A 21,349-nucleotide genomic window follows, 5' to 3' on the forward strand; every position below is an offset into this window, starting at 1 on the left:
CACCTGCATCTGGCGTCAGGCGTGTGTCCGTTCGAACCGCCGATGGTGTACGAGCAGCCCGGCGTAATAGCTGACGTAGTACCCGATCATCAGGCCGACCACCAGCAACGTCAGCGGGCTGTTGCCCAGTTGCGGCGCGGCCGCAGCCATCGGGTCGGCGACACCGTCATGCGGCACCAGCACCAGGAAACGCCAGGCCAGCCGGCCGACCAGCACGGCGGTGATGGTGGCGCCGACCCACGGGTTGGGAAGATAGAGGTCGCGACCATCGGCGCCACGTTCGAAGCGGGTCAGGCGCAGGCCGAGCAGCCCCAGCGCAATGCCGCCAAGCAGGCCGCCCGCCAAGCCTTCAAGCAGACGCGGGTTATGCAGACCGGCAAGCGAAAGCAAGCCGGTTACCGCGAGGAGGATCGCCACGCGGGTGATCATGGCGCCGCGCCGCACCGGTTGGCGGCCAAACTGGCGACGCACGCGCCGCCACACCATGAAGGCGAGCAGTGGTGACATCAGCGCGGGCATGAGAAGGTTCGGCGCCATGGCGAGTTCCCTGGAGTGGCTGGGCGAAGACTAACCGTCCGTACAGCCTGATGCGATCTGGCCTATCCGGCGACACCTGTCGCCCACGAGCGGTCTCCTGAAACGAGCGCCCTACTTCGCCTTGCCCTGGTTCGCCACCGCGGCCATCTTCGCCGCGATCGCCTCCGCGTCGCCCAGGTAATAGCTGCGCAATGGCTTCATCTGATCGTCGAACTCATACACCAGCGGCACGCCGTTGGGCACGTTCATCTCGACGATCGCCTCGTCGGAGATGTCGTCCAGGTACTTGATCAGCGCACGCAGCGAGTTGCCGTGCGCGGCCACCAGCACGCGCTGGCCGGAGGCCACCGCCGGCGCCAGCACGTCGTGCCAGTACGGGAGCACACGAGCGACGGTGTCCTTCAGGCACTCGGTGTCGGGAATCATCGACGGATCGAGCAACGCGTAACGCGGATCGCGCAGCGACGGATTGTCGGCCCGCTCCAGCGGCGGCGGCGGGATGTCGTAGCTGCGGCGCCAGACCTTGACCTGATCCTCGCCGTACTTTGCCGCCGTTTCCGCCTTGTTGAGACCGGTCAGGCCGCCGTAGTGGCGTTCGTTCAAGCGCCAGTCGGTGACCACCGGAATCCACATCAGGTCCATTGCGTCAAGCACGCCCCACAGCGTGCGCACCGCGCGCTTGAGCACCGAGGTGTGCGCCACGTCGAAGGTGTAGCCAGCTTCCACCAGCAGCCGCCCGGCTTCCTTCGCCTCGGCCATGCCCTGCTCGGTCAGGTCGACGTCGGCCCAGCCGCTGAAGCGGTTGTCGAGGTTCCACTGGGACTGGCCGTGGCGGATCAGGACGAGCTTGTGCATGGCGACAACCTGGCGGCGGAAAACGCGAAATGGTGGGGCGCGCTTGCGACGGCGTCAAATCGCCCCCTGCCGAAGGTCACGCTAAACCACTAAGCGCGTTGACGCATCTGATGTCCTATTCCCACGAAGGAGCACCACCATGCGCCACCTGCTCATCGCCCTCGCCCTGGTCCTGCCGCTGGCGGCGGTCGCCTCGGACAACGACGTCGACAAGATCAATGGCGACATCCGCATCGACGCCGGGCAGACAGCCGGTGAACTGAGCACCGTCAACGGCGACATTTCGCTCGCCGACGGCGCCAGCGCGCGCAAGGCCGACACGGTCAACGGCGGCATCACGCTGGGCCAGCGCGCCACCATCGGATCGCTCAACACCGTCAACGGCGGCATCGAGTTGCGCGAGGGCGCCAAGGTCAACGGCGAGATCGAGGCGGTCAACGGGCACATCGAACTGGCCAGGGACGCCGACGTGAGTGGACAGGTGTCAAACGTCAACGGTCGCATCGAGCTGGATGCCGCGCACGTGGGCGGCGGCGTGGAAACCGTGGACGGGGACATCGACATCGGCGCCAATTCGCGCGTCGAGGGCGGCATCCTGGTCGACAAGCCCAACGGCGGCTGGTTCCACCACAACCGCACGCCGCACATCGTGATCGGCCCGCATGCCGTCGTGCAGGGCACGCTGGAGTTCCGCCACGAAGTGGTGCTCGAGGTCAGCGACAGCGCGCAGATCGGCCCGGTGAAGGGCGCCACGCCGGTGAAGTTCAGCGGCGCGCAGCCGTAAGGTTTCTTGTTGGAGCGCACTGCCTGCGCGACCGGGATCCGCGGTCGCGCGCAGTTGCCCTCCTACAGCCAATCACGCGGCTTGAGGTAAGCCTCCAGCTGCGCCTCGGGCGAGTCTGGCTCGGGCGCATAGGCGTACTCGTAACGCACCCGGGGTGGCAGGCTCATCAGGATCGACTCGGTGCGCCCGCCCGACTGAAGGCCGAACAGCGTGCCGCGGTCCCAGACCAGGTTGAACTCGACGTAGCGGCCACGTCGATAGAGCTGGAACTCGCGCTCACGCTCGCCCCAGGGCATCCCGCGACGCCGCTCGGCGATCGGCAGGTAGGCATCCAGGAATCCCTGCGCCACATCGCGGGTGAAGGCGAAACAGCGCTCGAAACCGCCCTCGTTGAGGTCGTCGTAGAACAGCCCGCCCACGCCGCGCGTCTCGTCGCGGTGCTTGAGATAGAAGTAGTCGTCGCACCAGCGCTTGTAGCGCGGGTAGACATCTTCGCCATAAGGCGCGCACAGGTCGCGCGCGACCGTGTGCCAGTGCACCACGTCTTCGTCGAACGGATAGAACGGCGTCAGATCGAAGCCACCGCCGAACCACCAGACCGGTTCGACGCCCGGCTTGCTGGCCTCGAAGTAGCGCACGTTGGCGTGCGTGGTGGGCACGTACGGATTCTTCGGATGCAGCACCAGCGACACTCCGGTGGCGATGAAGCTGCCGCCGGCCAGGTCCGGCCGGTGCGCGGTGGCGCTGGGCGGCAGGGTGTGGCCGAAGACTCGGGAGAAGTTCACGCCCGCCTGCTCGAACAGGGCGCCGTCGCGCAGCACGCGGGTGCGTCCGCCGCCGCCTGCCTCGCGGTCCCAGCGGTCCTCGACGAAGCGTGCACCGCCATCGAGGCGTTCGATCGCGCTGCAGATGCGGTCCTGTGTCTGGCGCAGGAAAGTTTCGGCCTGGTCGGCTTGCTGGCTCATCGTAAAGGATCGCGCGGGGTGACCGCCCAGAGCTTAGCAAGCGGGCCCGCGCCGGCGCTGTGGCGCGTCGACGCGGGCGCTTGAGCGATCAGCCCGCGGTGGCGGAGATCAGCTCGAGGTTGCGGCCGATGTCGCCGGAGAGGTACTGCATCCAGCCCATGTAGTTGGAGTGGATCAGGCGGGTGCCGTCGCGCTTGACCTCGTACTTGAGGTTCGTGCTGTCGACGTATCGGATCTGCACCTGCTTGGTATCGAAGTCGACGCGGATCTTGGCGACCCATTTGTCGCGGCTGAGCTGGGCGCTGGTGCTGCCGGCCTGCTCGTCGGTGACGGTCCAGCCACGCCCGAGCAGCGCGGCCTTGACCGCCTTGCCGACCTGGACGTCGTTCATGCCGGCCGGCACGGCGATCGGCGCCGGATCGATCAGCGGCGACTGGCGGAACGCCATCGTCAGCAGCAGCAGCGGGAGCAGCAGGACCAGCATGAAACGGGAACGAAACATCGGACTTCCCCTGTCTTGAGATAGGCCGCCGAGCGCGGCGCGGCGAGTCTGCCGCGCGCGATGGCGCCGCACAAGACGTTTCAGCTGATCCGCGCGGCCATGCGGCGGTGGCCTGTCAGCCGCGCCCAGCGCACGCCCAGGTCGATCCACATGAGATAGGTCGCCTCCATCAGAAGCAACGCCAGGTAGCGTGGCGTGCGGGGCAAGGCATCCTCGGCGGCGACGGCATGGCCGTCGAAGCCCAGTCGCCGCGCCAGCAACAGGCAGCGCGCGAGGTGGTAACGACTGGTCAGCAGCGCGACCGGCGGCAGCACCTCGGCCCGGTCGCCACCCTGCAGCAGGCCGCGCGCATGGCGCAGGTTCTCAAGCGAATCGACCGATTCCTGCTCCAGTTCGATGGGCACGTCCGCCGGCAAGCCCTGCCCTTGCAGCCACGCATGGCCGGCTTCTGCCTCGCTGCGCGAGCCGCTGCTGCGTCCGCCGAGAAGCAGCACGCGGCTCGCGATCCTTCCGCGCAACAGCGCCAGCGCCCGGGCCAGCCGACCGCGGTAGTCGTGTTCGGGTTCATCGGCGACCAGCTGGCGGCCGAACACCAGCACGACCCAACGTCCGGGCAGCGTCGTGGGCGCCCGCCGCGCGGTACGCCATACATGCACGACGTAACCGATCCATACGATGCCGCCGCTGAGCACGACGGCGAACAGCGTCACCACGGCGGCATGCAGCACGTCGGCATCGCGCAGGTAACGCCAGGGACTGCGTTGGGAGGATGGCGTCGGCACGGCGGATGGGCAGCAGATAAACCACCAGTGTGCGCAGCCGGGCGCATCGCCGCAAATCGCCTGTCGCATCCCTTGCCGAGCGACCCGTGTCCGGCCTGGACCTCGGGCCACGTCGCGGAAGGATGAACCGCGCCCTCGCCGCCGAAAAGCAAGGCTAGGCAAGCCCGCGGCACGCCGCTAGGCTGATTCGATGTTGCAACCCATTGCTCCCCTGGCAGTCAGCGCCTACACCGCCACCTCCGCTCTCGGCCGCGGCCGGGAGGCGCATCGCCGCGCCATCGAGGCCGCCCGCACGGGCCTGCGCCCCAACGATTTCAGCCTTGCTCCGCTGGAATGCTGGGTCGGGCGCGTCGATGGCGTCGAAGACGCGTCGTTACCCGCCCCGCTAGCGGTCTGGGAGTGCCGCAACAACCGGCTGGCATGGCTGGGCCTGAACCAGGACGGCTTCCTCGACGCCGTGCTCGCCGCGCGCGAACGCTACGGTGCCACGCGGGTGGCGCTCCTGATGGGCACGTCCACGGCGAGCATCGGCGCCACCGAGGAGGCCTACCGCCGGCTCGATCCCGACGGCGGGTTCCCGCAAGACATGCTGCGCCCGCCGATCCACGCGCCGCACTCGCTGGCCGGCTTCCTGGCCGAAGCACTGCAGCTCGAAGGGCCGTGCCTGACCATCTCCACCGCCTGCTCCTCCAGCGCGAAGGTTTTCGCCAGCGCCGAGCGCATGATTCGCCTGGGGCTGGTCGATGCCGCGCTGGTCGGCGGTGTCGACACGCTGTGCGAAAGCGTGCTGTTCGGCTTCAACGCGCTGGAGCTGGTTTCGCGCGCGCCGTGCCGCCCGTTCGACCGCGCGCGCAGCGGTATCTCGATCGGCGAGGCCGCCGGTTTCGCGCTGCTCGAACGCGTCGGGGCCGCGCCGGACGCGCCACGCCTGCTCGGTTACGGCGAGGCCAGCGACGCCCACCACATGTCCACGCCGCACCCCGAAGGCCTGGGTGCCGAACTGGCGCTGCGCGACGCGCTGGCGCGCGCGGGGCTCGCGCCGGCGCAGGTCGACTACATCAACCTGCACGGCACGGCGAGCCTGAAGAACGACGAGGTGGAAGCCGCGCTGATCGCCCGCGCCTTCCCACCGACCACGCGCGCCAGCAGCACCAAGGGTTTCACCGGCCACACGCTCGGCGCCGCCGGCATCCTGGAGGCGGTGGTCGCCCTGCTTTCGGTCGAGCATGGCCTGGTGCCCGGCAACTTCGGGGGCGAGGATCCCGACCCGGCCTGCGGTCCGCAGTTCGCCTGGTCCAACGAAGCGCGGCCGATAAACGTGGCGCTCAGCAACTCCTTCGGTTTCGGCGGCAACAATGCCTGCCTTGCTTTCGCCCGCGCGGAGCGCACGGCATGAGCACGCTCACTGTCTATGTCCACGGGGCCGGCCTGTGGTCGCCGCATCTGGCCGACTTCGCCGCCCTGCGGGGCGCGCTGCAGGGCGACACCGCAAGCCCGCCACCGGCCCGCCCGCCGGCCACCCTGCTGCCGGCCGCGGAACGACGCCGCGCGCCGGAAAGCGTGCTGCTGGCGGTCGAGGCGGCCGGTCAGGCCGTGACGATGAGCGGACACGAACCGGCGTCGCTGCCCTGCGTGTTCGCCTCCTCGCATGGCGACCAACCGATCATGGACTACATGTGCACCGTCCTGGCCAGTGCGCCGGCGGAGCTTTCGCCCACGCGTTTCCACAATTCGGTGCACAACGCCCCGGCCGGCTACTGGACCATCGCCACCGGCTGCCACGCGCCTTCCAACGCGGTATGCGCACAGCGCGCCAGCTTCGGCGCCGGGCTGCTCGAGGCGGTGAGTCTGGCGCTGGCGGACGCGCGGCCGGTGCTGCTGGTCTGCAGCGATACCGCCGGCGCCGGGCCGCTGACCGAGGTGACCGCCAGTGCCGCGCCGTTCGGCTGCGCCCTGGTGCTCAGCCCCCAGCCGGGCGCCTCCACGCTGGGCCGACTTGTTCTGCACCTTTGTCCCGGTAGCATCGCCGACGCACCGGACGATCCCCCGGTGCCGGCCGAATGGATCGCCAGCAGCCCGTCGGCCGTGGCGCTGCCGTTGCTGGCGTTGCTCGCGCGAGGCACGGGTCGCTGCCGACTGATGGCGGCCGATTCGCTTGGGATGGATGTCTACCTGGAGGAATGTGCGTGAAACCCAACCCGCCGCGCTGGTGCGTGCTGATCCCCTGCCTCAACGAGGAGGCGGCGATCCAGCAGGTGGTGGAATCGGCGCTGGCGCTGAACGTGCCGGTGATCGTGGTGGACGATGGCTCGGACGACCATACCCCCGACATCGTCGGCGCACTGCCGGTCACGCTGCTGCGCCACGCACAGCGGCGCGGCAAGGGCGAGGCCCTGCGGCACGGCTTCCGCGAGGCGCTGAAACAGGGCTTCGATGCGGTGGTCACGATGGACGGCGACGGCCAGCACCTGGCCAGCGATATCCCACGCATCGTCGCGGCAGCGCAACGCTATCCGGACCACATCGTGATCGGCGCGCGCCTGCTCGAGCGCGAACAGCAACCCAAGGGCCGCCGCCGCGCCAACGCGGTGGCCGACTGGGGCATTTCCTGGGGCTGCGGCCTGCCGGTCGCCGATACGCAGAGCGGCCAGCGCTGGTATCCGCGCGCGGCGCTGGAACTGGTCGACCTGCCGGCGGAAAACTTCGTGTTCGAGGCGGCGATCCTGATCGCCGCCTGCCGCGAGAAGGGCCTGGGCGTGGTCTCGGTGCCGATCGCCTCGCGCTACCACGGGGAGTTCCGGCTGAGCCACTTCAGCCCGGTGCGCGACGTGGTGCGCATCACCACTTATACCTTCGGCCGTGTCGTCCATTACGGTCGCGTCGTCGACAGTTATCGCCGCTCGCACGACACGCCGCCCATCGTCATCGACGATGAGGGCTTGCTCGCGATCGAAACGGGCGAGCCGGCGCGGGCGACCCGCTGAGCGGCCCGACGGAGCGTTGCGGCTCGACGGGGTGCAAGCGGGCCCCATCCGATGCACCATCGACCGATCAGTCGGGGGAGAGCGGCATGGCGGACGCCCACACAACGCATGATGCGGTGATTCTCGGCGGCGGCCTGGCCGGGTTGTGCCTGGCCCTGCAACTGCGCGGCGAGTTCCCCGACCTGGACATCGTGGTGCTCGAACGCCAGCGGCACCCGCTGCCGCTGGCCGCGCACAAGGTCGGCGAGTCGACCGTGGAGATTGCCGCCCACTACTTCGACCAGGTACTGGGCCTGCATGAGCACCTGCAGCAGGCGCAGTTGCGCAAGTTCGGGCTGCGCATGTTCTTCAGCGAAGGCCAGGACCGCCTGGACCAATGCACGGAGCTGGGCGTGAGCCGCGTGCTGCCCACGCCCAGTTACCAGATCGACCGGGGCCTGTTCGAGAACTTCCTTGGCGAGGAAGCGAGGCGGCGCGGGATCGACTTTCGCGATGGCGCGCGCGTGCGCGGTTTCGAACTCGGCCACGACGGCGACCTCCACGGCGTCCGCTACAGCGACGAGGGAGGCGAACACGCGCTCGCTTGCCGCTGGCTGCTCGACGCCTCCGGCCGTGCGGGCTTGCTGCGCCATCGCCTCGATCTGACGCGGGACAACGGCCACCACGTGAACGCCGCCTGGTTCCGGCTGGACGAGCGCCTGGTGCTGGACGAATGGTGCCGCGACAACGCCGCATGGCACGATCGCTGCGAACCGCCGGAACGCTGGCGCTCGACCAATCACCTGTGCGGCGACGGCTACTGGGTGTGGCTGATCCCGCTTTCCAGCGGTGCGCACTCGATCGGCATCGTGGCCGACGAGGCCATCCATCCGCTGGAGTCGTTCCAGGATTTCGCCCGCGCCCGAGCGTGGCTCGCGCGCCACCAGCCGGCGCTCTCGCGGGTGGTCGAGCGCTGCGCGGATACCTTGATGGATTTCCGCTTCCTGCGCGGCTGTTCCTACGGTTGCGCCCAGGTATTCAGCGCCGACCGCTGGGCGCTGACCGGCGAGGCCGGCCTGTTCCTCGACCCCTTCTACTCGCCCGGCGGCGACTTCATCGCGATCGCCAACACCTACATCTGCATGCTGGTCGCACAGGACCGCGCCGGCGGGCCACTGGCGCCGTACGTGCGGCTTTACCAGCGACTGTACTTCTCTTTCTACGAGAGCACCCTGGCGCTCTACCGCGGCCAGTATCCGCTCTTCGGCAATCCCGTGGTGATGCCCGCCAAGGTGGCCTGGGACTACAGCTATTACTGGGGTGTGCTGTGCCAGTTGTTCTTCCAGCAGCGGCTCGGCGACGCGACGCTCTTCGCCGAGCTGGCGCCGCAACTGACCGCCGCACAGCAATTGAACGAACGCATGCAGGCGTTCTTCGGCCGCTGGCACGCCTGCTCGGGCCAGGACAATCCGCCCGGGCTGCTCGACCAGTGCCAGGTTCCCTGGCTGTTGGAGATCAACCGCGGGCTGCGCGACACGCTGGACGATGCCGGCATAAGGTCGCGGCTGAACGCCAACCTGGCGCTACTGCATGAAGTGGCCGGCGCGATCGCCGCGATGGCCGCGCGCGACGGCATGTCCGTCGAGGACCTGCCCGCCTGCACCGGCCCGGTGCCGGCACTGTTCAACCTGGCGCCCGCACAGGTGACCACGGCCGCCTAGCACCCGCGAGGCAAAGCGGGAACCTGCGCTCCGGGCGCGACCGGAATCCGGCCGCGCCACGGATCGATCCCTCAGTCCTTCGGCACCGTGATCGCGTATCCCTTCGGCGGCGTGTTGCCGGCCAGGTTCGTGACGAAATAGTCCCAACGCCGGCGCATGGCGTAGGAGCCCTTCTCCTTGCCGTACCCGTGGTGCACGTTCGGGATCATCAGCAGGTCGAAGTCCTTGTTGGCCTTGATCAGCGCATCGGCGACCAGCAGCGTCTGCGACGGCGGCACATTGTCGTCCAGCGTACCGTGCACCAGCATCAGCTTGCCCTTGAGCTTGTCGGCATGATTCTGGTTGGCCTGGTCGTCGTAGTTCGTGGTGCCATCCTTGTTCTTGACCAGCGGGCCCTGGTACTTCTCGGCCCAGTCGTCCTCGTAGTTGCGGTTGTCGTGGTTGCCGCTCTCGGACCAGCCGACCTTGAAGAAGTCCGGATAGCGGAACATCGCATCCGCCGTGGCGTTACCGCCGCCGGAGTGACCCCAGATGCCGACGCGGTCGAGGTCGATCCAGCCGTAGCGCTTGCCCAGTTCCTTGATGCCGGCGACCTGGTCGGGCAGCGTGTTGTCGCCCATGTTGCCGTACCAGGCGTCATGGAAGGACTTCGAGCGCCACGGCGTGCCCATGCCATCGAGCGCCACCACGATGAAGCCCAGCTCGGCCAGCGCCTGGTTGTCCCCGCGCGCGGAGAGGAAGTTGCGTCCGCGCACCGACCCGGTCTGCGGACCCGGATAGATGTAATCGATGACCGGGTACTTCTTGTGCGGATCGAAGTTGCTCGGCTTGAACAGCATGCCGTACAGGTCAGTCTTCCCGTCGCGCGCCTTCACCGTGATCGGGGTCGGCGGCACCCAGCCGGCCGCCCGCAGGCGGCTGATGTCGGCCTTCGCGACCGTGGCCAGCGTGTGACCGTCGCCGCTGTCGCGCAGCACGGTCACCGGCGGCTCGGTGGGTGTCGAGTAGGTGTCGACAAAGGCGTGGCCGCCGGGCGAGAGGGTGATCTCGTGGTTGGCCGCTTCGGGCGTCAGCAGTACTGGCTTGCCGCCGTCCAGGCTGACCTTGAAGAACTGCTGGTAGTACGGGTTGACGCCCGGCGTGCGGCCGACGCCGCGGAACCACACGGTGCGCGTCTTCGGGTCGACCTTGAGCACCTCGGTGACGTTGCCTTCGCCGGTGGTGATGGCGTGCTTGAGCTTGCCGCTCTGGAGGTCGTACAGATACAGGTTGCCCCAGTCGTTGCGCTCGGAGAACCAGACTGCCTCGTTGCTTTCGGGCAGGTAGAACCAGTTGACCTGGCCGTTGCCGCTTTCGTAGTAGGTCGGCACGTGTTCCTCGAACACCGTGCGCACGTCGCCGGTCTTCGGATCGGCGATACGGAACCATTCGTCCTTGTGGTAGCGCGAGGTGGAGACGAAGGCGAGCGTCTTGCCATCGCTCGCCCACTTCACGTCGTCCCAGCCGCCCTCGGGACCGCAGCTGATGTCGTCGCACAGCGTCGAGCGGTGCTGGTCCGGCGCCATCTTCAGGCGCACGACCTTCTTCGATGGCACGTCGATAACGACGCGCTCGATCATCGTCACGTCCTTGTCGCCGGCCAGCGGGCCCTTCCATTGCTGCAGCTCGGAATGGCCGACCTGCGTCTTGAGAAGGTACATGTCGCCGGTCTTGCGCTCGTCCTGCTGGAAGGTGGCGATCTGCTTCGAATCGGGCGACCACACCAGGATGGCGTTGTCGGTGTGCTTCCAGCCGGCGTTGTCGGTGGCGTAGCCGAAGTTCTTCACGCCATCGGTGGTCAGCTGGGTCTCCTTGGCCGTCGCGACATCGCGCAGCCACAGGTTCCAGTCGCGGATGAAGGCCTCGGTCTTCTTATCCGGGGAGAGCACGCCAGGTTCCTTGCCGGCCTTCCTGGCCACGCACTCGCCCTGCGCGGACTTCAGGTCGCACAGGTAGTGCTTGCCGTCGACCTGGACGTCCAGGCGTCCATCGGCGGCGACGACATACTCGCGGATGCCGAGCTTGTCGGCCTTCATCGGCTTGGCCAATGCCTTGCCCAGCGCGGCGGCGAGCCGGGGCTGGTCGAAGGCATCGGAGGTCTTGCCGGAGGCCACGTCCATGACGCGGTAGTGGTCGCCCTTGGCATCGTGATCGACGTAGCGGAAATGGCCATCGTCCAGCCACGTCACGCCCTGCAGCGCGTGGTCGACCAGCGGTGCCGTGGTGGTGCCGAGAAAGCGCTCCGCGCGTGCGTAGTCGTCCCTGGTCAGCGTGTGGCCCTGCGCCAGTGCGCCGGTGGCCACCAGGGCCAATGCCAGCGCGCCTGCCAGGCGCGAGCTGCCGATCATCGATGCCATCGTGTCTTCCCCTCTTCAGGACTTGCGAATAGATCGATCGTAACGTGCCTAAAGTCATGGCACCCATGCCATTAGTGGGGGGCGTTGACGGGATGGACGGCGCGCCGGCACGCTCGCGCTTCCCCTTCCGGAGCGCGCCATGGCCTTCACCGTGATCGGCAACTACGTTTCGCCCTACGTGCGCAAGGTGCTGGTGTGCATGGAGCTGAAGTGGCTCCCCTACAAAATCGACCCGATCGCGCCATTCATCGGCGACGAGGCCTTCGAACGCATGAGTCCCTTGCGTCGCATCCCGGTGCTGATCGAGGACGGGCGCGTGTTCAACGACTCGACGGTGATCTGCCAGTACCTCGAAGACATCCGTCCCCATGCCGCGCTCTATCCGGCCGACCCGGTCGATCGCGCGCGGGCGCGCTGGCTGGAGGAGTACGCCGATACCGCGCTGGCCGATGCACTGATCTGGCGGCTGTTCTATCAGAAGGCGATCCGCCGCTACGTGTTCGGCGAGGCCACGGACGAGGCGGTGGTGCAGGAGACGCTGGAGCGCCACATTCCGCGCGCGCTGGATTACCTGGAGACGCAGTTGCCGGCCGAGGGCTTCCTGTTCGGCGCCTTGTCGATCGCCGACATCGCGATCGCCTGCATGTTCAGGACGGCGGCGTTCGTGCGCTTCGCGATCGATGCCGCGCGGTGGCCGCGCAGCGCCGCGTTCGTGGAGCGCGTGCTGGCGCTGGAGCCGTTCCGCAAGCTGGCGCAGCTGGAGGACGCGATGCTGCGCCAGCCGCTGGCCGAGCAGCGCTCGGCGCTGGCCGCGGCCGGCGCGCCGTTGACGGCGCACACATTCGGCACCGCGGTTCCGCGGCATGGCCTGCCGCGCATGTGACGCGCCCTCGCAGGGCGGGCATCAACCCACCCTACCGGCCGCGGTCGCCGAACTGCAGCGCCGCCCGCTCCACCAGCCAGTCGACGAACACCCGCAACCGCGCGGGCATCTGCCGTTGCGGCGGATAGAGCACCGTCATCGGCAACGCCGGCGGCCGGATGTCCGGCAACAGCTCGCACATGCGCCCGTCGGCCAGTTCGTTGGCGATGCGGTAACGCGAGAACTGCGCGATCCCCAGTCCCGCGCGGCAGCACGCCAGATACGCATCGGCGCCATTGACCGTGATGCGACCGGGAAGCTGGATCTCGCGCCGGCGCCGCCCCACGACGAACTCCAGCGGCTCGGGCCGGCGCGTGGTGGGCGAGGCCCAGTTCACGGCGTAATGCCCGTCCTGCAGATCCGCCAGCGCCTTCGGCTTGCCATGCCGTCGCACGTAGTCGGCGCTGGCCACGGTGATCTGCGGCAAGGTCGCGATCCGCCGGCCGACCAAGCCGGTGTCGCCCGGATCGCCTACGCGCAGCGCGCAGTCCACGCCTTCGCGCACCAGGTCGACGAAGCGGTCCCCGGTGCCCACGTCCAGCTCGATCTGCGGGAAGCGCGCGAGGAATTCCGGCAGGGCCGGGATCACCAGCAGCCGGGCCAGCGCTGCCGACAGGTCCACGCGCAGCCGCCCGCGCGGCACGATCGCCGCCTCGCGGAAGTTCGCTTCCACCTCGTCCACGTCGGCGAGCAGACGCACGCAATGCTGGTAGTAGGTCTTGCCCTCGCAGGTCACGCGCACGCGGCGGGTGGTCCGCTGCAGCAGCTGCGCACCCAGCCGTGTCTCCAGCGCCTTGATGGTGTGGGTGACGGTGGCGCGCGGCAGCGCCAGGTCGTCCGCCGCGGCGGTGAAGCTGCCCAGCTCGACGATGCGGGCATACAGCCGCATGGCATGCAGCCGATCCATTGTTGTTCCCGATGGAAATGTATTGTCGATTATTGAGCATTTATCACGGTGCCGCCGGCGCGCACGATGCGCACACCTTCCACGGCGTAGGTTCGCCATCCCACCAGGAGCAGTCTTATGGAAATGCGCACGCTCGGCCGCAACGGCCCCCAGGTTTCCGCCCTCGGCCTCGGCTGCATGGGCATGAGCGACTTCTACGGCGCGCACGACGACGCCGAGTCGATCGCCACCATCCAGCACGCGCTCGACCGCGGCGTCACGCTGCTGGACACCGCGGACATGTACGGCCCGCACACCAACGAGGAGCTGGTCGGCCGCGCGATCAAGGGTCGCCGCGAGCAGGCCTTCATCGCCACCAAGTTCGGCATCGTGCGCGACCCGGCCAATCCGTCGGCACGCGGCGTCGACGGCAGCCCGGAATACGTGCGCTCTTCCTGTGAGGGCAGCCTCAAGCGCTTAGGCGTAGAGACGATCGACCTCTACTACCAGCACCGCGTCGACCCCAGCGTCCCGATCGAGGAAACCGTGGGCGCCATGGCCGAGCTGGTGAAGGCGGGCAAGGTTCGCTACCTGGGCCTGTCCGAGGCCTCCGGCCAGACGCTCACGCGTGCCTGCACGGTGCACCCGATCGCCGCGCTGCAGAGCGAGTTCTCGCTGTGGACACGTGATCCGCAGGAGAACGGCATGCTCGCCGCCTGCCGCCGGCTCGGCGTGAGCCTGGTCGCGTACTCGCCACTGGGGCGCGGTTTCCTCACTGGCGCGATCCGTTCGCCGGACGATTTCGAAGCCGACGATTTCCGCCGCCACAACCCCCGCTTCCAGGGCGAGAACTTCGTCCGCAACCTGGCGTTGGTCGACAAGGTGAAGAAGCTGGCGGCCGACAAGGGCTGCTCGCCCGCGCAACTGGCGCTGGCCTGGGTGCTGGCGCAGGGCGAGGACGTGCTGGCCATCCCGGGCACCCGCCACCGCACGCGGCTGGACGAAAACCTGGGTGCGCTGGACGTGCGGCTTTCCACGAGCGAGCGGGCGGCAATCGATGCCGTGTTCCCGCCCAACGCGGCGGCAGGCGACCGCTATGCCGGCCCATCGATGCAGATGATCAACGCCTGAAGGCCACGCCACTTGAAGCGCCCTCTCCCTGGGGAGAGGGTTGGGTTGGGTGGCCGCTTGCGGGGAAGGCCGTTCGTGCGTCCGCTCGGCGGAGGGAGAGGGAGCAAAGCTCTACACTTGCCGCCATGAGCACTCCCGAACATTCCCCTCTGGGCAAAACCACCGTCTATCCCGACCGCTACGACCCTTCCCTGCTGTTCCCGATCCCGCGCGCACAGAAGCGCGTCGAAATCGGCGTGATCGAACCGCTGCCATTCAGCGGCGTGGACATCTGGAACGCCTACGAGCTTTCGTGGCTGGACGTACGCGGCAAGCCGCAGGTGGCGCTGGCCGAATTCCGCGTGCCGGCCGCCTCGCCCAGCATTATCGAGTCGAAGTCCTTCAAGCTGTATCTCAATGGCTTCTCCCAGGAGCGGATCGAAACGGCCGCCCTGCACGACACGCTGGTGCGCGATCTTTCCGCCGCCGCCGGCGCCCCGGTGGAAGTCACGTTGCGCGCGCCATCCGCACAGGATCACGCGATCACCGACCTGCCCGGCACGCTGCTCGACGACCAGCCGCTGGAGATCGACGACTACGGCCCGCCCAACGCCCGCTACCTGAGCGCCGATCACAACGCCGCGCCGGTGGAAGAAACCCTGCTCTCGCACCTGCTGCGTTCGAACTGCCCGGTCACCGGCCAGCCGGACTGGGGCAGCGTGCAGATCGCCTACCGCGGCGCGCCGATCGACCATGCCGGCTTGCTGCGCTACCTGGTGTCCTTTCGCACCCATAACGAATTCCACGAACAGTGCGTGGAGCGCATCTTCGTCGACTTGATGGCGCGCTGCGGGCCCGAGCGATTGACCGTCTACGCGCGCTACACCCGCCGCGGGGGGCTGGACATCAACCCCTTCCGCAGTACCGATCCGGCCGCCATGCCGGGCAACCCCCGCGCGGCGCGCCAGTAGCACGCAGGCGGGCGCCCGGTAATCGGCGCTTCAGATCGGGGGCGCTAGCCTTTTTTGCCTGGCCGTTTTCCGGCCCCTCGATACTTGCCACGGGTACCCGCCATGAAGATCCAGACTCGCTCGCTCGCCCTGCAAGGCATGGCCTTCGCCGGCCTGTTGCTGCTCGCCGCCTGCGGCAAGCACGAGAACGAAACCGCCGCCACGCCGCCGGCCGCCAGCACCGCTCCGGCTCCGGCCGTGGCGCGCACCGCCCCCGCGCCGGCCGCCTCCACGCTGGCGCCAACCGCCACGGGCACGGCTGCCGCACCCGCTACGGCCGGCACCAGCGCGGCCGCCGCGCCGGTTGCCCCGGACGTGTTCAAGGTCGACCAGGTGCAACTGGGCGAGGCGGTCACCGCCAGTTACAAGATCGCCAAGCCGACCACCAGCTTCGATGCTTCGCAGAACACCATCTACGCCAGCGTCGCCACGACCGGCACCACCACCGGCGCCACCCTGAGCGCGCACTTCAGCTACCTGGAGGGCAAGGGCCAGGACGTGACCACCATCAGCCAGACCATCGCCACCGACGGCCCGGCCACTACCACCTTCAAGCTGCGCAATCCGAACGACTGGCCGGCGGGGAAGTACAAGGTGGAAATCGCCATCGACGGCAAGCCGGTGACGAGCGAGACGTTCGAGGTAAAGGCGGCCTGAGGGCACCGGTGCGGTTTATTGCGTTCGCGTCCTCTCTCCCGCGGGGGGGGGGAGGATTGCGGTGAGGGGTCGGGGCTCGCGGGGAGACCCGCCAGAGCCATGCTCCGATCAAGCCACCGCTAGAGCGGTGCCACCCCGGCTCCCTACCCGACGGAGCGGGAGGCGATCCTGCTAGTGCATGTTGTGCCTGGCCCGCTTGAGCGCACGCATCTGATCGTGGCCCGAGCGTACCGAGCGGAACGTCTCGGCGATCAACGCATGCGTGGGCGGCGTGACGCCGTCGTCCTCCAGCGCGTCCTCGAACTTGTGCCTGATGTGGTCCTCGCCGCGCTCGACCTCGTCGATCACCGCGGTTTCGTCGTGCAGGCTCTTGCGCAGGTTGGTGAACATGCGATGCGCCGAGGCCAGCACGCTGCCATCGTCCTCGGGCGTGCCACCCAGCTCCTCCACCTTCTGCTGCAGGCGCGTCGCCACCAGGCGGCGTTCGCTGGCCCGCTCGCGGAAGGTCACGCTGAAGCGCGGGCTCTGCGTTTCCCGGGCGGCCTCGGCATAGCCTTCGGCGCTGTCGATGGTGGTTTCGATCAGGTCATTGAGTACGCGGATGTCGTGGTTCTGCATGGAAACAACTCTCTTGGAGTGGGCGATACGCGGGCGGTCGATGGACGACGGGGACGCCGCAACACCATCGTAAGAACTGGCGGCGACGACCTCGTGAAGTGACACGCCATCGCGCGGCAGCCACACACATGGGCGCATGCTCGGCCCATGCATGGGCATGCTCCTCTCCCGCCGGTGTTCGGCATCGGCCATTCCACGCACACGCTGGAGGCGTTCGTCGCGCTGTTGCAGGCGAACGCGATCGATTGCGTGGTCGACGTAAGGCGCCTCCCGGGCTCGCGGCGCTTCCCGCAATTCGACGGGCCGGCGCTGGCCGCATCGCTGCAGCCGCTCGGCATCGACTACCTCCACCTGGTCCCGCTCGGCGGACGGCGCGGGCGCAGTTTGCCGGCGGGTACCTCGCCCAACGGCTTCTGGCAGAACGCGAGCTTCCGCCGCTATGCCGATTACGCGATGGGCGAGGATTTCCACGTGGGGTTCGCGCAACTGCTGGAGCTGTCCTCGTCCCGGCGCTGCACCCTGATGTGTGCCGAGGTGCTTTGGTGGCGCTGCCATCGGCGGATCATCATCGACTACCTCCTCGCCGCTGGCCGCACCGCCTGCCACATCGACGGCAACGGCCGCGCGGAGCCTGCCAGGATGACGCCGGCAGCCATGCGCAAGGGCGATCACCTGGTCTATCCGCCGGATCCTAGCGCCGACCGTTGAGCCGCCGCGCCACCACCGGATCGAGCGTGGCGAGGAACGTCTCCACCTGCGCGGTGTAGTCGCCGGGCACGCCGAGCTGTTCGTTGATCTCCCGATGCGACAGATCCTCGCCCAGCGCCTGCGCGCGCATGTGCAGGCCATTTGCCTTCGTCGCGAAGTTGCGCGCCTGCGGGCAGGACTCCTGCCGCCGCGTCGAGCACACCACCAGAAAAGGTGCGCCGCGGGTCTTCAGCTGGTGCAGCGGCGAAGCCGCGCGCCAGTACGCCGGATCGTTGCCGAACGCGGCGTCGTAAAGCGGCAGGTGCGGGCCCTGCATGATCGCCACCACGTTGAGCGCGGCGCTGTCCAGCGACACCGTGCCCAGCCACGGCAGCGCGCCACGATCGAAGGCGAGTTCCGGCTCGGCCGCCAGCAACCCGACCAGGTGCGCACCGGCCGAGTGGCCCATCAGGATGAAGCGGTCGCGGTCGGCGCCCCAGCCGGCGGCGCGGCCCTGCGCCACCGCCAGCGCGCGCGCCACGTCCCGCGCCTGCTCGATCGGACGCGTGCCGGGCAACATGCGGTAGTTGGTCGAGATCAGCACGAAACCCCGCGGCACCCAGCGCGCGACCTTGTTCTGCACCACGCTGCGCATGGCCTTGTCGCCGCGCGACCAGCCACCACCGTGGACCATGAAGATCACCGGCGCGCGGGCAGTGCCCTGCGCCGGCAGATAGACGTCCATCCGCTGCGCCGGATCGCCGCCGTAGGGCACGTCGCGCAGCACGCGCACGCCAGGCGGGATGACCGCGGGCGTGGTGTCCACCGCATCCAGACCCGTCGCTGCGCGGCGCTGGGCCAGGCGCTCGCGCAGGCTACCGGCCGCCGCCGGCAGACACAGGGAGGCAAACAACACGGCCAGCAGGCCGGTGCGTAGATAGGTCTTGGCCGGTTTCATCGCATCCGCTCCCTGGGGTTACCTGCACTCGAAGGTCTGGCCCTGCGCATTGGTGCAGGTGCCACTGTGGCTCAGGCCCTCGCCGCGCGTGAAACGGGTCTGGCCTTCATAGGTGTTGCCGTTGGCGCCGCTGATCGTGGCGTCGTGGTCGAGCATGCCGTCGGCGCGGGTAGTGCTGCCCTCGTAGCTGCCGCGCGCGCCGCTGGCCTGGGTCTGGCGGCTGGCCATGCGTTCGCCGTCCGCACTGCGCGTGCGACTGCCGCTCTGGCTGAAGCTGCCGCCCGCGGCGCCCTGACCGCTCACCGCATGGTCGGCTTGCATCGAGCCATCCGGGTTGCGCTGTTCGTTGCGCCCGCCCCGCATCGTTCCCCCGTGGGCGCCCTGCGCCACGACGCCACCCTCGCGGGCGATCGTACCGTCGCCGTCCACCGTGATGCGATGGCCACCGGCGATGCGGCCATTGGGGCCGGCCGCGCCGCTGGCGCGCGCGTGGCCGAGATCGCCTTCGCCACCCCGCACGGTGCCGCCGGCGTGCCAGGCGCGGCGGCCGTCTGGCCCGTTGGCCAGGGTGCCGTGCACGCGCGCGGCGCCGCCATCGCCCGTGCGGTGGGCTGCCGCGCGGTGGTGCACGCTGGCCGGGGATGGCGGGGCAACGAGAAGGCAGGCAAGACCGAGCGGCAGGATCGACAGGCGCATGGCGGACTCCTTGGATGGAAGCGTCCGGGCTGGACGTGGGGCGATCCTCCGCTCTCCGCGCGCCGCAGGTGTGTCGTGTGCCCACGTCGATGTGAGCGGGTGTTGCCCCGGGCCACCGCGGACACATCCGCTTACAAATCGGGCATCCGCCCGCTTGCCGCCCGGGCAGCGCCACGCGATAGTCCGCGCCCATGGACCCGGCTCACATCCTGGTCGTCGACGACGACCTGCGCCTGCGCGACCTGCTGGAGCGCTACCTCGAGCAGCAGGGCCTGCGCGCGTTCGGCGCCGCCAACGCCGCCGGCATGCGGCGTGCGCTGGCCGCCCACCACGTCGACCTGATCGTGCTTGACCTGATGCTGCCCGACGCCGACGGCCTGGAGCTCTGCCGCAGCCTGCGTGCCGAGGGCGTGGACACACCGGTGATCATGCTTACCGCCAAGGGCGACGACGTCGACCGCATCGTCGGCCTGGAGCTGGGCGCGGACGATTACCTGCCCAAACCGTGCAACCCGCGCGAACTGGTCGCGCGCATCCGCGCCGTGCTGCGCCGCCGTCCACGCGAGGCGGTCGGTGCGCCACAGGCCGAACAGGCGCCGGTACCGTTCGGCCGCTTCGTGTTCGATCCGGCCACGCGCCAGCTGCTCGATGGCGAGGCGACGGTGAAGCTCACCAGCGGTGAATTCGCCGTGCTCGCCGCGCTGGTGGCCCATCCATTCCAGACACTCAGCCGCGAGCGCCTGATCGCGCTGGCGCGAGGGCGCGGCCACGAGGCCTTCGACCGCAGCATCGACGTGATGGTCTCGCGCCTGCGCCGCTGCCTGGAGGACGACCCGCGCCAGCCGCGCTGGCTGCAGACGGTGTGGGGCGAGGGCTACGTGTTCGTGCCCGACGGTGGTCGCGCATGAGGCGGGCGCCATCGACCTTCGCGCTGGTGTTGATGCTGGTGGCCGCGGCACTGCTGCTGGCGCTCGCGCTGTCGGGCGCGTTGCAGCGGCGCTTCGGGCGTCAGGTGGTGGGCGACAGCTACGGCCGCCTTGCCGTTGCCACGGCGCTGGCCACCGACGAACTCGCATCGCGCCCCCACGATCCGGCCGCGCGCCAGGTGCTCGGCTCGCTGCACCTGCTCGGCGTGCAGTTGAGCCACGCGCAACCGCCTGCGCCAAGCGTGCGCCGCCTCGCACCCGCGCTGGCCGCGGTGGCACGCACGGTCGGCACCGTGCTGGGCGACCCCACGCGGGTAGTGGCCACGCAGACGCCCGATTCGCAACTCTGGATCCGCAGTACGCACGATCCGGCCCGCTGGATCGTGCTGCGGACGCCGAGCTACCGCCCTCGCCTGCTCGATTCGGCACTGCTGCTCAGCGTGCTCGCCGGATTGATCGCCTTGTCCGCCGCCGGCCTCGCCGCACGCCTGCTGACCCGCCCGCTCGAACGGCTCGCCGTGCAGGCATCGGCGCTGCTCGCTGGCGCACCTACCGGTCCGGGCCTGGAGGGCAGCCCGCGCGAAGTGCGCCGCCTGGCCGACGCCATCGGCGACGCCGGCGAACGCCTGCGCGGGGCCGCCCGCGAGCGCGAACTCATGCTCGCCGGCATCTCGCACGACCTGCGTACGCCACTCGCGCGCCTGCGCGTGGCGCTCGAACTGGGCGACGCCGGCGACCCTGGCCGCCGCGCCGCCATGGTCGCCGACCTGGACGAGCTCGACCGCGCGCTCGAGCAATGCCTGGCGTTCGTGCGCGAAGGACGCGACGAAGCGCTCCAGTCCACCGATCTGCCGACCCTCGCAGGCCAGCTGCTGGCCTTGCGTGTGCAACCGGACGAGTGGCAGTTGGAAGGGCCGGCCGGACTTGTCGCGCCGGTTCGGCCGATCCTGCTGCGGCGCGCCTTGGGCAACCTGATGGACAACGCCGAACGCTACGGCGGACCGCCCTTCGCCGTGTCGCTCGCCCACGAGACCGGGGCCATCGAACTGCGCGTGACGGACCACGGCACCGGCGCCGCGCCCGAACTGTTGCCGCGGCTCGGCCAGCCGTTCCTGCGCGGCGCCGCCTCACGCGGCGGCTGCGGCAGTGGGCTGGGCCTGTCCATCGCGGCCCGCGCCGCCCGCCTGCACGGCGGCGAGCTGCTCCTGGCCAACCGCCCCGGCGGCGGCTTCGTCGCCACCGTGCGCCTGCCCCTTCCGCCCCGCTGAACCAAGCACCGCCAGGCGAACGAGGCCCGGCGAGCCCATCCCCGCCTAGGAATCATTCCGGGGCCCGCCAGGCCCGACTGCGCGTACAATGCGGCCCAGCGGCACC

22 protein-coding genes are annotated in these 21,349 nt (G+C 69.3%); 12 read left to right on the top strand and 10 right to left on the bottom strand.

Translation table 11 applies throughout. The features are described from left to right. Nucleotides 1-15: 15 nt before the first annotated feature. Nucleotides 16-537, bottom strand: a complete 522-nt coding sequence (locus ACFWZ4_RS11725; RefSeq protein ID WP_439704854.1) for a DUF1453 domain-containing protein — start codon at nucleotides 535-537, stop codon at nucleotides 16-18. A gap of 111 nt (nucleotides 538-648) precedes the next feature. Beyond that, complete coding sequence (gene gpmA / locus ACFWZ4_RS11730; RefSeq protein ID WP_439704855.1) at nucleotides 649-1,392, bottom strand: 2,3-diphosphoglycerate-dependent phosphoglycerate mutase; 744 nt, start codon at nucleotides 1,390-1,392, stop codon at nucleotides 649-651. Between the two features lie 139 nt (nucleotides 1,393-1,531). Here gpmA and ACFWZ4_RS11735 point away from each other — a divergent pair, with 139 nt between their 5' ends. After that, a complete protein-coding gene (locus ACFWZ4_RS11735) occupies nucleotides 1,532-2,176 on the top strand; it encodes a hypothetical protein (RefSeq protein ID WP_439704856.1) in 645 nt (214 codons plus the stop codon). Nucleotides 2,177-2,238: 62 nt separating this feature from the next. On the opposite strand, the gene hemF is transcribed toward ACFWZ4_RS11735, so the two are convergent. From hemF to ACFWZ4_RS11750, 3 genes are all read right to left on the bottom strand, one after another. After that, nucleotides 2,239-3,141 (bottom strand): oxygen-dependent coproporphyrinogen oxidase, encoded by a 903-nt coding sequence (hemF, locus tag ACFWZ4_RS11740; protein WP_439704857.1) that lies wholly within the window; start codon nucleotides 3,139-3,141, stop codon nucleotides 2,239-2,241. A gap of 88 nt (nucleotides 3,142-3,229) precedes the next feature. After that, entirely contained in the window at nucleotides 3,230-3,643 is a 414-nt protein-coding gene (locus ACFWZ4_RS11745; RefSeq protein WP_439704858.1) for a hypothetical protein, read from the bottom strand. An 80-nt stretch (nucleotides 3,644-3,723) separates the two neighbouring features. Next, on the bottom strand, nucleotides 3,724-4,425 hold the full coding sequence (locus ACFWZ4_RS11750; RefSeq protein ID WP_439704859.1) for an ElyC/SanA/YdcF family protein: 702 nt from the start codon (nucleotides 4,423-4,425) through the stop codon (nucleotides 3,724-3,726). Nucleotides 4,426-4,615: 190 nt separating this feature from the next. Between ACFWZ4_RS11750 and ACFWZ4_RS11755 the strand changes: the two genes are divergently transcribed. The 4 genes from ACFWZ4_RS11755 to ACFWZ4_RS11770 all read left to right on the top strand — a co-directional run bounded on the left by ACFWZ4_RS11755 (nucleotide 4,616) and on the right by ACFWZ4_RS11770 (nucleotide 9,109). Further along, entirely contained in the window at nucleotides 4,616-5,821 is a 1,206-nt protein-coding gene (locus ACFWZ4_RS11755) for a beta-ketoacyl-[acyl-carrier-protein] synthase family protein (RefSeq protein ID WP_439704860.1), read from the top strand. Beyond that, nucleotides 5,818-6,615, top strand: a complete 798-nt coding sequence (locus tag ACFWZ4_RS11760; RefSeq protein ID WP_439704861.1) for a beta-ketoacyl synthase chain length factor — start codon at nucleotides 5,818-5,820, stop codon at nucleotides 6,613-6,615. The genes ACFWZ4_RS11755 and ACFWZ4_RS11760 overlap by 4 nt, the downstream gene beginning before the upstream one ends. Continuing rightward, the gene (locus ACFWZ4_RS11765; RefSeq protein ID WP_439704862.1) at nucleotides 6,612-7,409 is read left to right on the top strand and encodes a glycosyltransferase family 2 protein; all 798 of its coding nucleotides are present in this window, start codon (nucleotides 6,612-6,614) and stop codon (nucleotides 7,407-7,409) included. The genes ACFWZ4_RS11760 and ACFWZ4_RS11765 overlap by 4 nt, the downstream gene beginning before the upstream one ends. A gap of 86 nt (nucleotides 7,410-7,495) precedes the next feature. After that, nucleotides 7,496-9,109, top strand: coding sequence for an NAD(P)/FAD-dependent oxidoreductase (locus ACFWZ4_RS11770; RefSeq protein ID WP_439704863.1), 1,614 nt, complete (start codon nucleotides 7,496-7,498; stop codon nucleotides 9,107-9,109). A 71-nt stretch (nucleotides 9,110-9,180) separates the two neighbouring features. On the opposite strand, the gene ACFWZ4_RS11775 is transcribed toward ACFWZ4_RS11770, so the two are convergent. After that, on the bottom strand, nucleotides 9,181-11,505 hold the full coding sequence (locus ACFWZ4_RS11775) for a DPP IV N-terminal domain-containing protein (RefSeq protein WP_439704864.1): 2,325 nt from the start codon (nucleotides 11,503-11,505) through the stop codon (nucleotides 9,181-9,183). 139 nt (nucleotides 11,506-11,644) lie between these two features. Here ACFWZ4_RS11775 and ACFWZ4_RS11780 point away from each other — a divergent pair, with 139 nt between their 5' ends. Beyond that, complete coding sequence (locus tag ACFWZ4_RS11780; RefSeq protein ID WP_439704865.1) at nucleotides 11,645-12,388, top strand: glutathione S-transferase family protein; 744 nt, start codon at nucleotides 11,645-11,647, stop codon at nucleotides 12,386-12,388. 31 nt (nucleotides 12,389-12,419) lie between these two features. Here ACFWZ4_RS11780 and ACFWZ4_RS11785 read toward each other — a convergent pair whose 3' ends face one another. Then, nucleotides 12,420-13,334: a LysR family transcriptional regulator gene (locus tag ACFWZ4_RS11785; RefSeq protein WP_439704866.1), complete on the bottom strand. Its 915-nt coding sequence runs from the start codon at nucleotides 13,332-13,334 to the stop codon at nucleotides 12,420-12,422. Between the two features lie 117 nt (nucleotides 13,335-13,451). Here ACFWZ4_RS11785 and ACFWZ4_RS11790 point away from each other — a divergent pair, with 117 nt between their 5' ends. From ACFWZ4_RS11790 to ACFWZ4_RS11800, 3 genes are all read left to right on the top strand, one after another. Beyond that, the gene (locus ACFWZ4_RS11790; RefSeq protein ID WP_439704867.1) at nucleotides 13,452-14,444 is read left to right on the top strand and encodes an aldo/keto reductase; all 993 of its coding nucleotides are present in this window, start codon (nucleotides 13,452-13,454) and stop codon (nucleotides 14,442-14,444) included. A 125-nt stretch (nucleotides 14,445-14,569) separates the two neighbouring features. Then, on the top strand, nucleotides 14,570-15,394 hold the full coding sequence (gene queF / locus ACFWZ4_RS11795; protein WP_439704868.1) for an NADPH-dependent 7-cyano-7-deazaguanine reductase QueF: 825 nt from the start codon (nucleotides 14,570-14,572) through the stop codon (nucleotides 15,392-15,394). Between the two features lie 102 nt (nucleotides 15,395-15,496). Then, on the top strand, nucleotides 15,497-16,090 hold the full coding sequence (locus tag ACFWZ4_RS11800) for a hypothetical protein (protein ID WP_439704869.1): 594 nt from the start codon (nucleotides 15,497-15,499) through the stop codon (nucleotides 16,088-16,090). Between the two features lie 171 nt (nucleotides 16,091-16,261). Here the strand turns inward: ACFWZ4_RS11800 and ACFWZ4_RS11805 are convergent, their stop codons facing one another. Continuing rightward, nucleotides 16,262-16,708, bottom strand: coding sequence for a PA2169 family four-helix-bundle protein (locus tag ACFWZ4_RS11805; RefSeq protein ID WP_439704870.1), 447 nt, complete (start codon nucleotides 16,706-16,708; stop codon nucleotides 16,262-16,264). A 147-nt stretch (nucleotides 16,709-16,855) separates the two neighbouring features. Here ACFWZ4_RS11805 and ACFWZ4_RS11810 point away from each other — a divergent pair, with 147 nt between their 5' ends. Then, nucleotides 16,856-17,416, top strand: a complete 561-nt coding sequence (locus ACFWZ4_RS11810; protein ID WP_439704871.1) for a DUF488 domain-containing protein — start codon at nucleotides 16,856-16,858, stop codon at nucleotides 17,414-17,416. Here the strand turns inward: ACFWZ4_RS11810 and ACFWZ4_RS11815 are convergent. After that, a complete protein-coding gene (locus ACFWZ4_RS11815) occupies nucleotides 17,400-18,353 on the bottom strand; it encodes an alpha/beta hydrolase (RefSeq protein WP_439704872.1) in 954 nt (317 codons plus the stop codon). The genes ACFWZ4_RS11810 and ACFWZ4_RS11815 overlap by 17 nt on opposite strands. A gap of 18 nt (nucleotides 18,354-18,371) precedes the next feature. After that, nucleotides 18,372-19,049 carry a hypothetical protein gene (locus ACFWZ4_RS11820; RefSeq protein WP_439704873.1) on the bottom strand — a complete coding sequence of 226 codons (678 nt, stop codon included), beginning with the start codon at nucleotides 19,047-19,049 and terminating at the stop codon, nucleotides 18,372-18,374. Between the two features lie 191 nt (nucleotides 19,050-19,240). On the opposite strand from ACFWZ4_RS11820, the gene ompR reads away from it, so the two are divergent. Together ompR and ACFWZ4_RS11830 are read left to right on the top strand one after the other, a co-directional pair. Then, nucleotides 19,241-19,957 (top strand): osmolarity response regulator transcription factor OmpR, encoded by a 717-nt coding sequence (gene ompR, locus ACFWZ4_RS11825; protein ID WP_439704874.1) that lies wholly within the window; start codon nucleotides 19,241-19,243, stop codon nucleotides 19,955-19,957. Beyond that, a complete protein-coding gene (locus tag ACFWZ4_RS11830; RefSeq protein WP_439704875.1) occupies nucleotides 19,954-21,243 on the top strand; it encodes an ATP-binding protein in 1,290 nt (429 codons plus the stop codon). The genes ompR and ACFWZ4_RS11830 overlap by 4 nt, the downstream gene beginning before the upstream one ends. Nucleotides 21,244-21,349 lie beyond the last annotated feature (106 nt).

Source organism: Frateuria sp. GZRe12 (assembly GCF_051900535.1).
Lineage (GTDB): Bacteria > Pseudomonadota > Gammaproteobacteria > Xanthomonadales > Rhodanobacteraceae > Frateuria_A.

Bases quoted from the DNA above. Each gene is read 5' to 3' on its own strand.
- ACFWZ4_RS11725 (WP_439704854.1), bottom strand. From the start codon at position 537: ATGGCGCCGAACCTTCTCATGCCCGCGCTGATGTCACCACTGCTCGCC.
- gpmA (WP_439704855.1), bottom strand. From the start codon at position 1,392: ATGCACAAGCTCGTCCTGATCCGCCACGGCCAGTCCCAGTGGAACCTC.
- ACFWZ4_RS11735 (WP_439704856.1), top strand. From the start codon at position 1,532: ATGCGCCACCTGCTCATCGCCCTCGCCCTGGTCCTGCCGCTGGCGGCG.
- hemF (WP_439704857.1), bottom strand. From the start codon at position 3,141: ATGAGCCAGCAAGCCGACCAGGCCGAAACTTTCCTGCGCCAGACACAG.
- ACFWZ4_RS11745 (WP_439704858.1), bottom strand. From the start codon at position 3,643: ATGTTTCGTTCCCGTTTCATGCTGGTCCTGCTGCTCCCGCTGCTGCTG.
- ACFWZ4_RS11755 (WP_439704860.1), top strand. From the start codon at position 4,616: ATGTTGCAACCCATTGCTCCCCTGGCAGTCAGCGCCTACACCGCCACC.
- ACFWZ4_RS11760 (WP_439704861.1), top strand. From the start codon at position 5,818: ATGAGCACGCTCACTGTCTATGTCCACGGGGCCGGCCTGTGGTCGCCG.
- ACFWZ4_RS11770 (WP_439704863.1), top strand. From the start codon at position 7,496: ATGGCGGACGCCCACACAACGCATGATGCGGTGATTCTCGGCGGCGGC.
- ACFWZ4_RS11775 (WP_439704864.1), bottom strand. From the start codon at position 11,505: ATGGCATCGATGATCGGCAGCTCGCGCCTGGCAGGCGCGCTGGCATTG.
- ACFWZ4_RS11780 (WP_439704865.1), top strand. From the start codon at position 11,645: ATGGCCTTCACCGTGATCGGCAACTACGTTTCGCCCTACGTGCGCAAG.
- ACFWZ4_RS11785 (WP_439704866.1), bottom strand. From the start codon at position 13,334: ATGGATCGGCTGCATGCCATGCGGCTGTATGCCCGCATCGTCGAGCTG.
- ACFWZ4_RS11790 (WP_439704867.1), top strand. From the start codon at position 13,452: ATGGAAATGCGCACGCTCGGCCGCAACGGCCCCCAGGTTTCCGCCCTC.
- queF (WP_439704868.1), top strand. From the start codon at position 14,570: ATGAGCACTCCCGAACATTCCCCTCTGGGCAAAACCACCGTCTATCCC.
- ACFWZ4_RS11800 (WP_439704869.1), top strand. From the start codon at position 15,497: ATGAAGATCCAGACTCGCTCGCTCGCCCTGCAAGGCATGGCCTTCGCC.
- ACFWZ4_RS11805 (WP_439704870.1), bottom strand. From the start codon at position 16,708: ATGCAGAACCACGACATCCGCGTACTCAATGACCTGATCGAAACCACC.
- ACFWZ4_RS11810 (WP_439704871.1), top strand. From the start codon at position 16,856: ATGCATGGGCATGCTCCTCTCCCGCCGGTGTTCGGCATCGGCCATTCC.
- ACFWZ4_RS11815 (WP_439704872.1), bottom strand. From the start codon at position 18,353: ATGAAACCGGCCAAGACCTATCTACGCACCGGCCTGCTGGCCGTGTTG.
- ACFWZ4_RS11820 (WP_439704873.1), bottom strand. From the start codon at position 19,049: ATGCGCCTGTCGATCCTGCCGCTCGGTCTTGCCTGCCTTCTCGTTGCC.
- ompR (WP_439704874.1), top strand. From the start codon at position 19,241: ATGGACCCGGCTCACATCCTGGTCGTCGACGACGACCTGCGCCTGCGC.
- ACFWZ4_RS11830 (WP_439704875.1), top strand. From the start codon at position 19,954: ATGAGGCGGGCGCCATCGACCTTCGCGCTGGTGTTGATGCTGGTGGCC.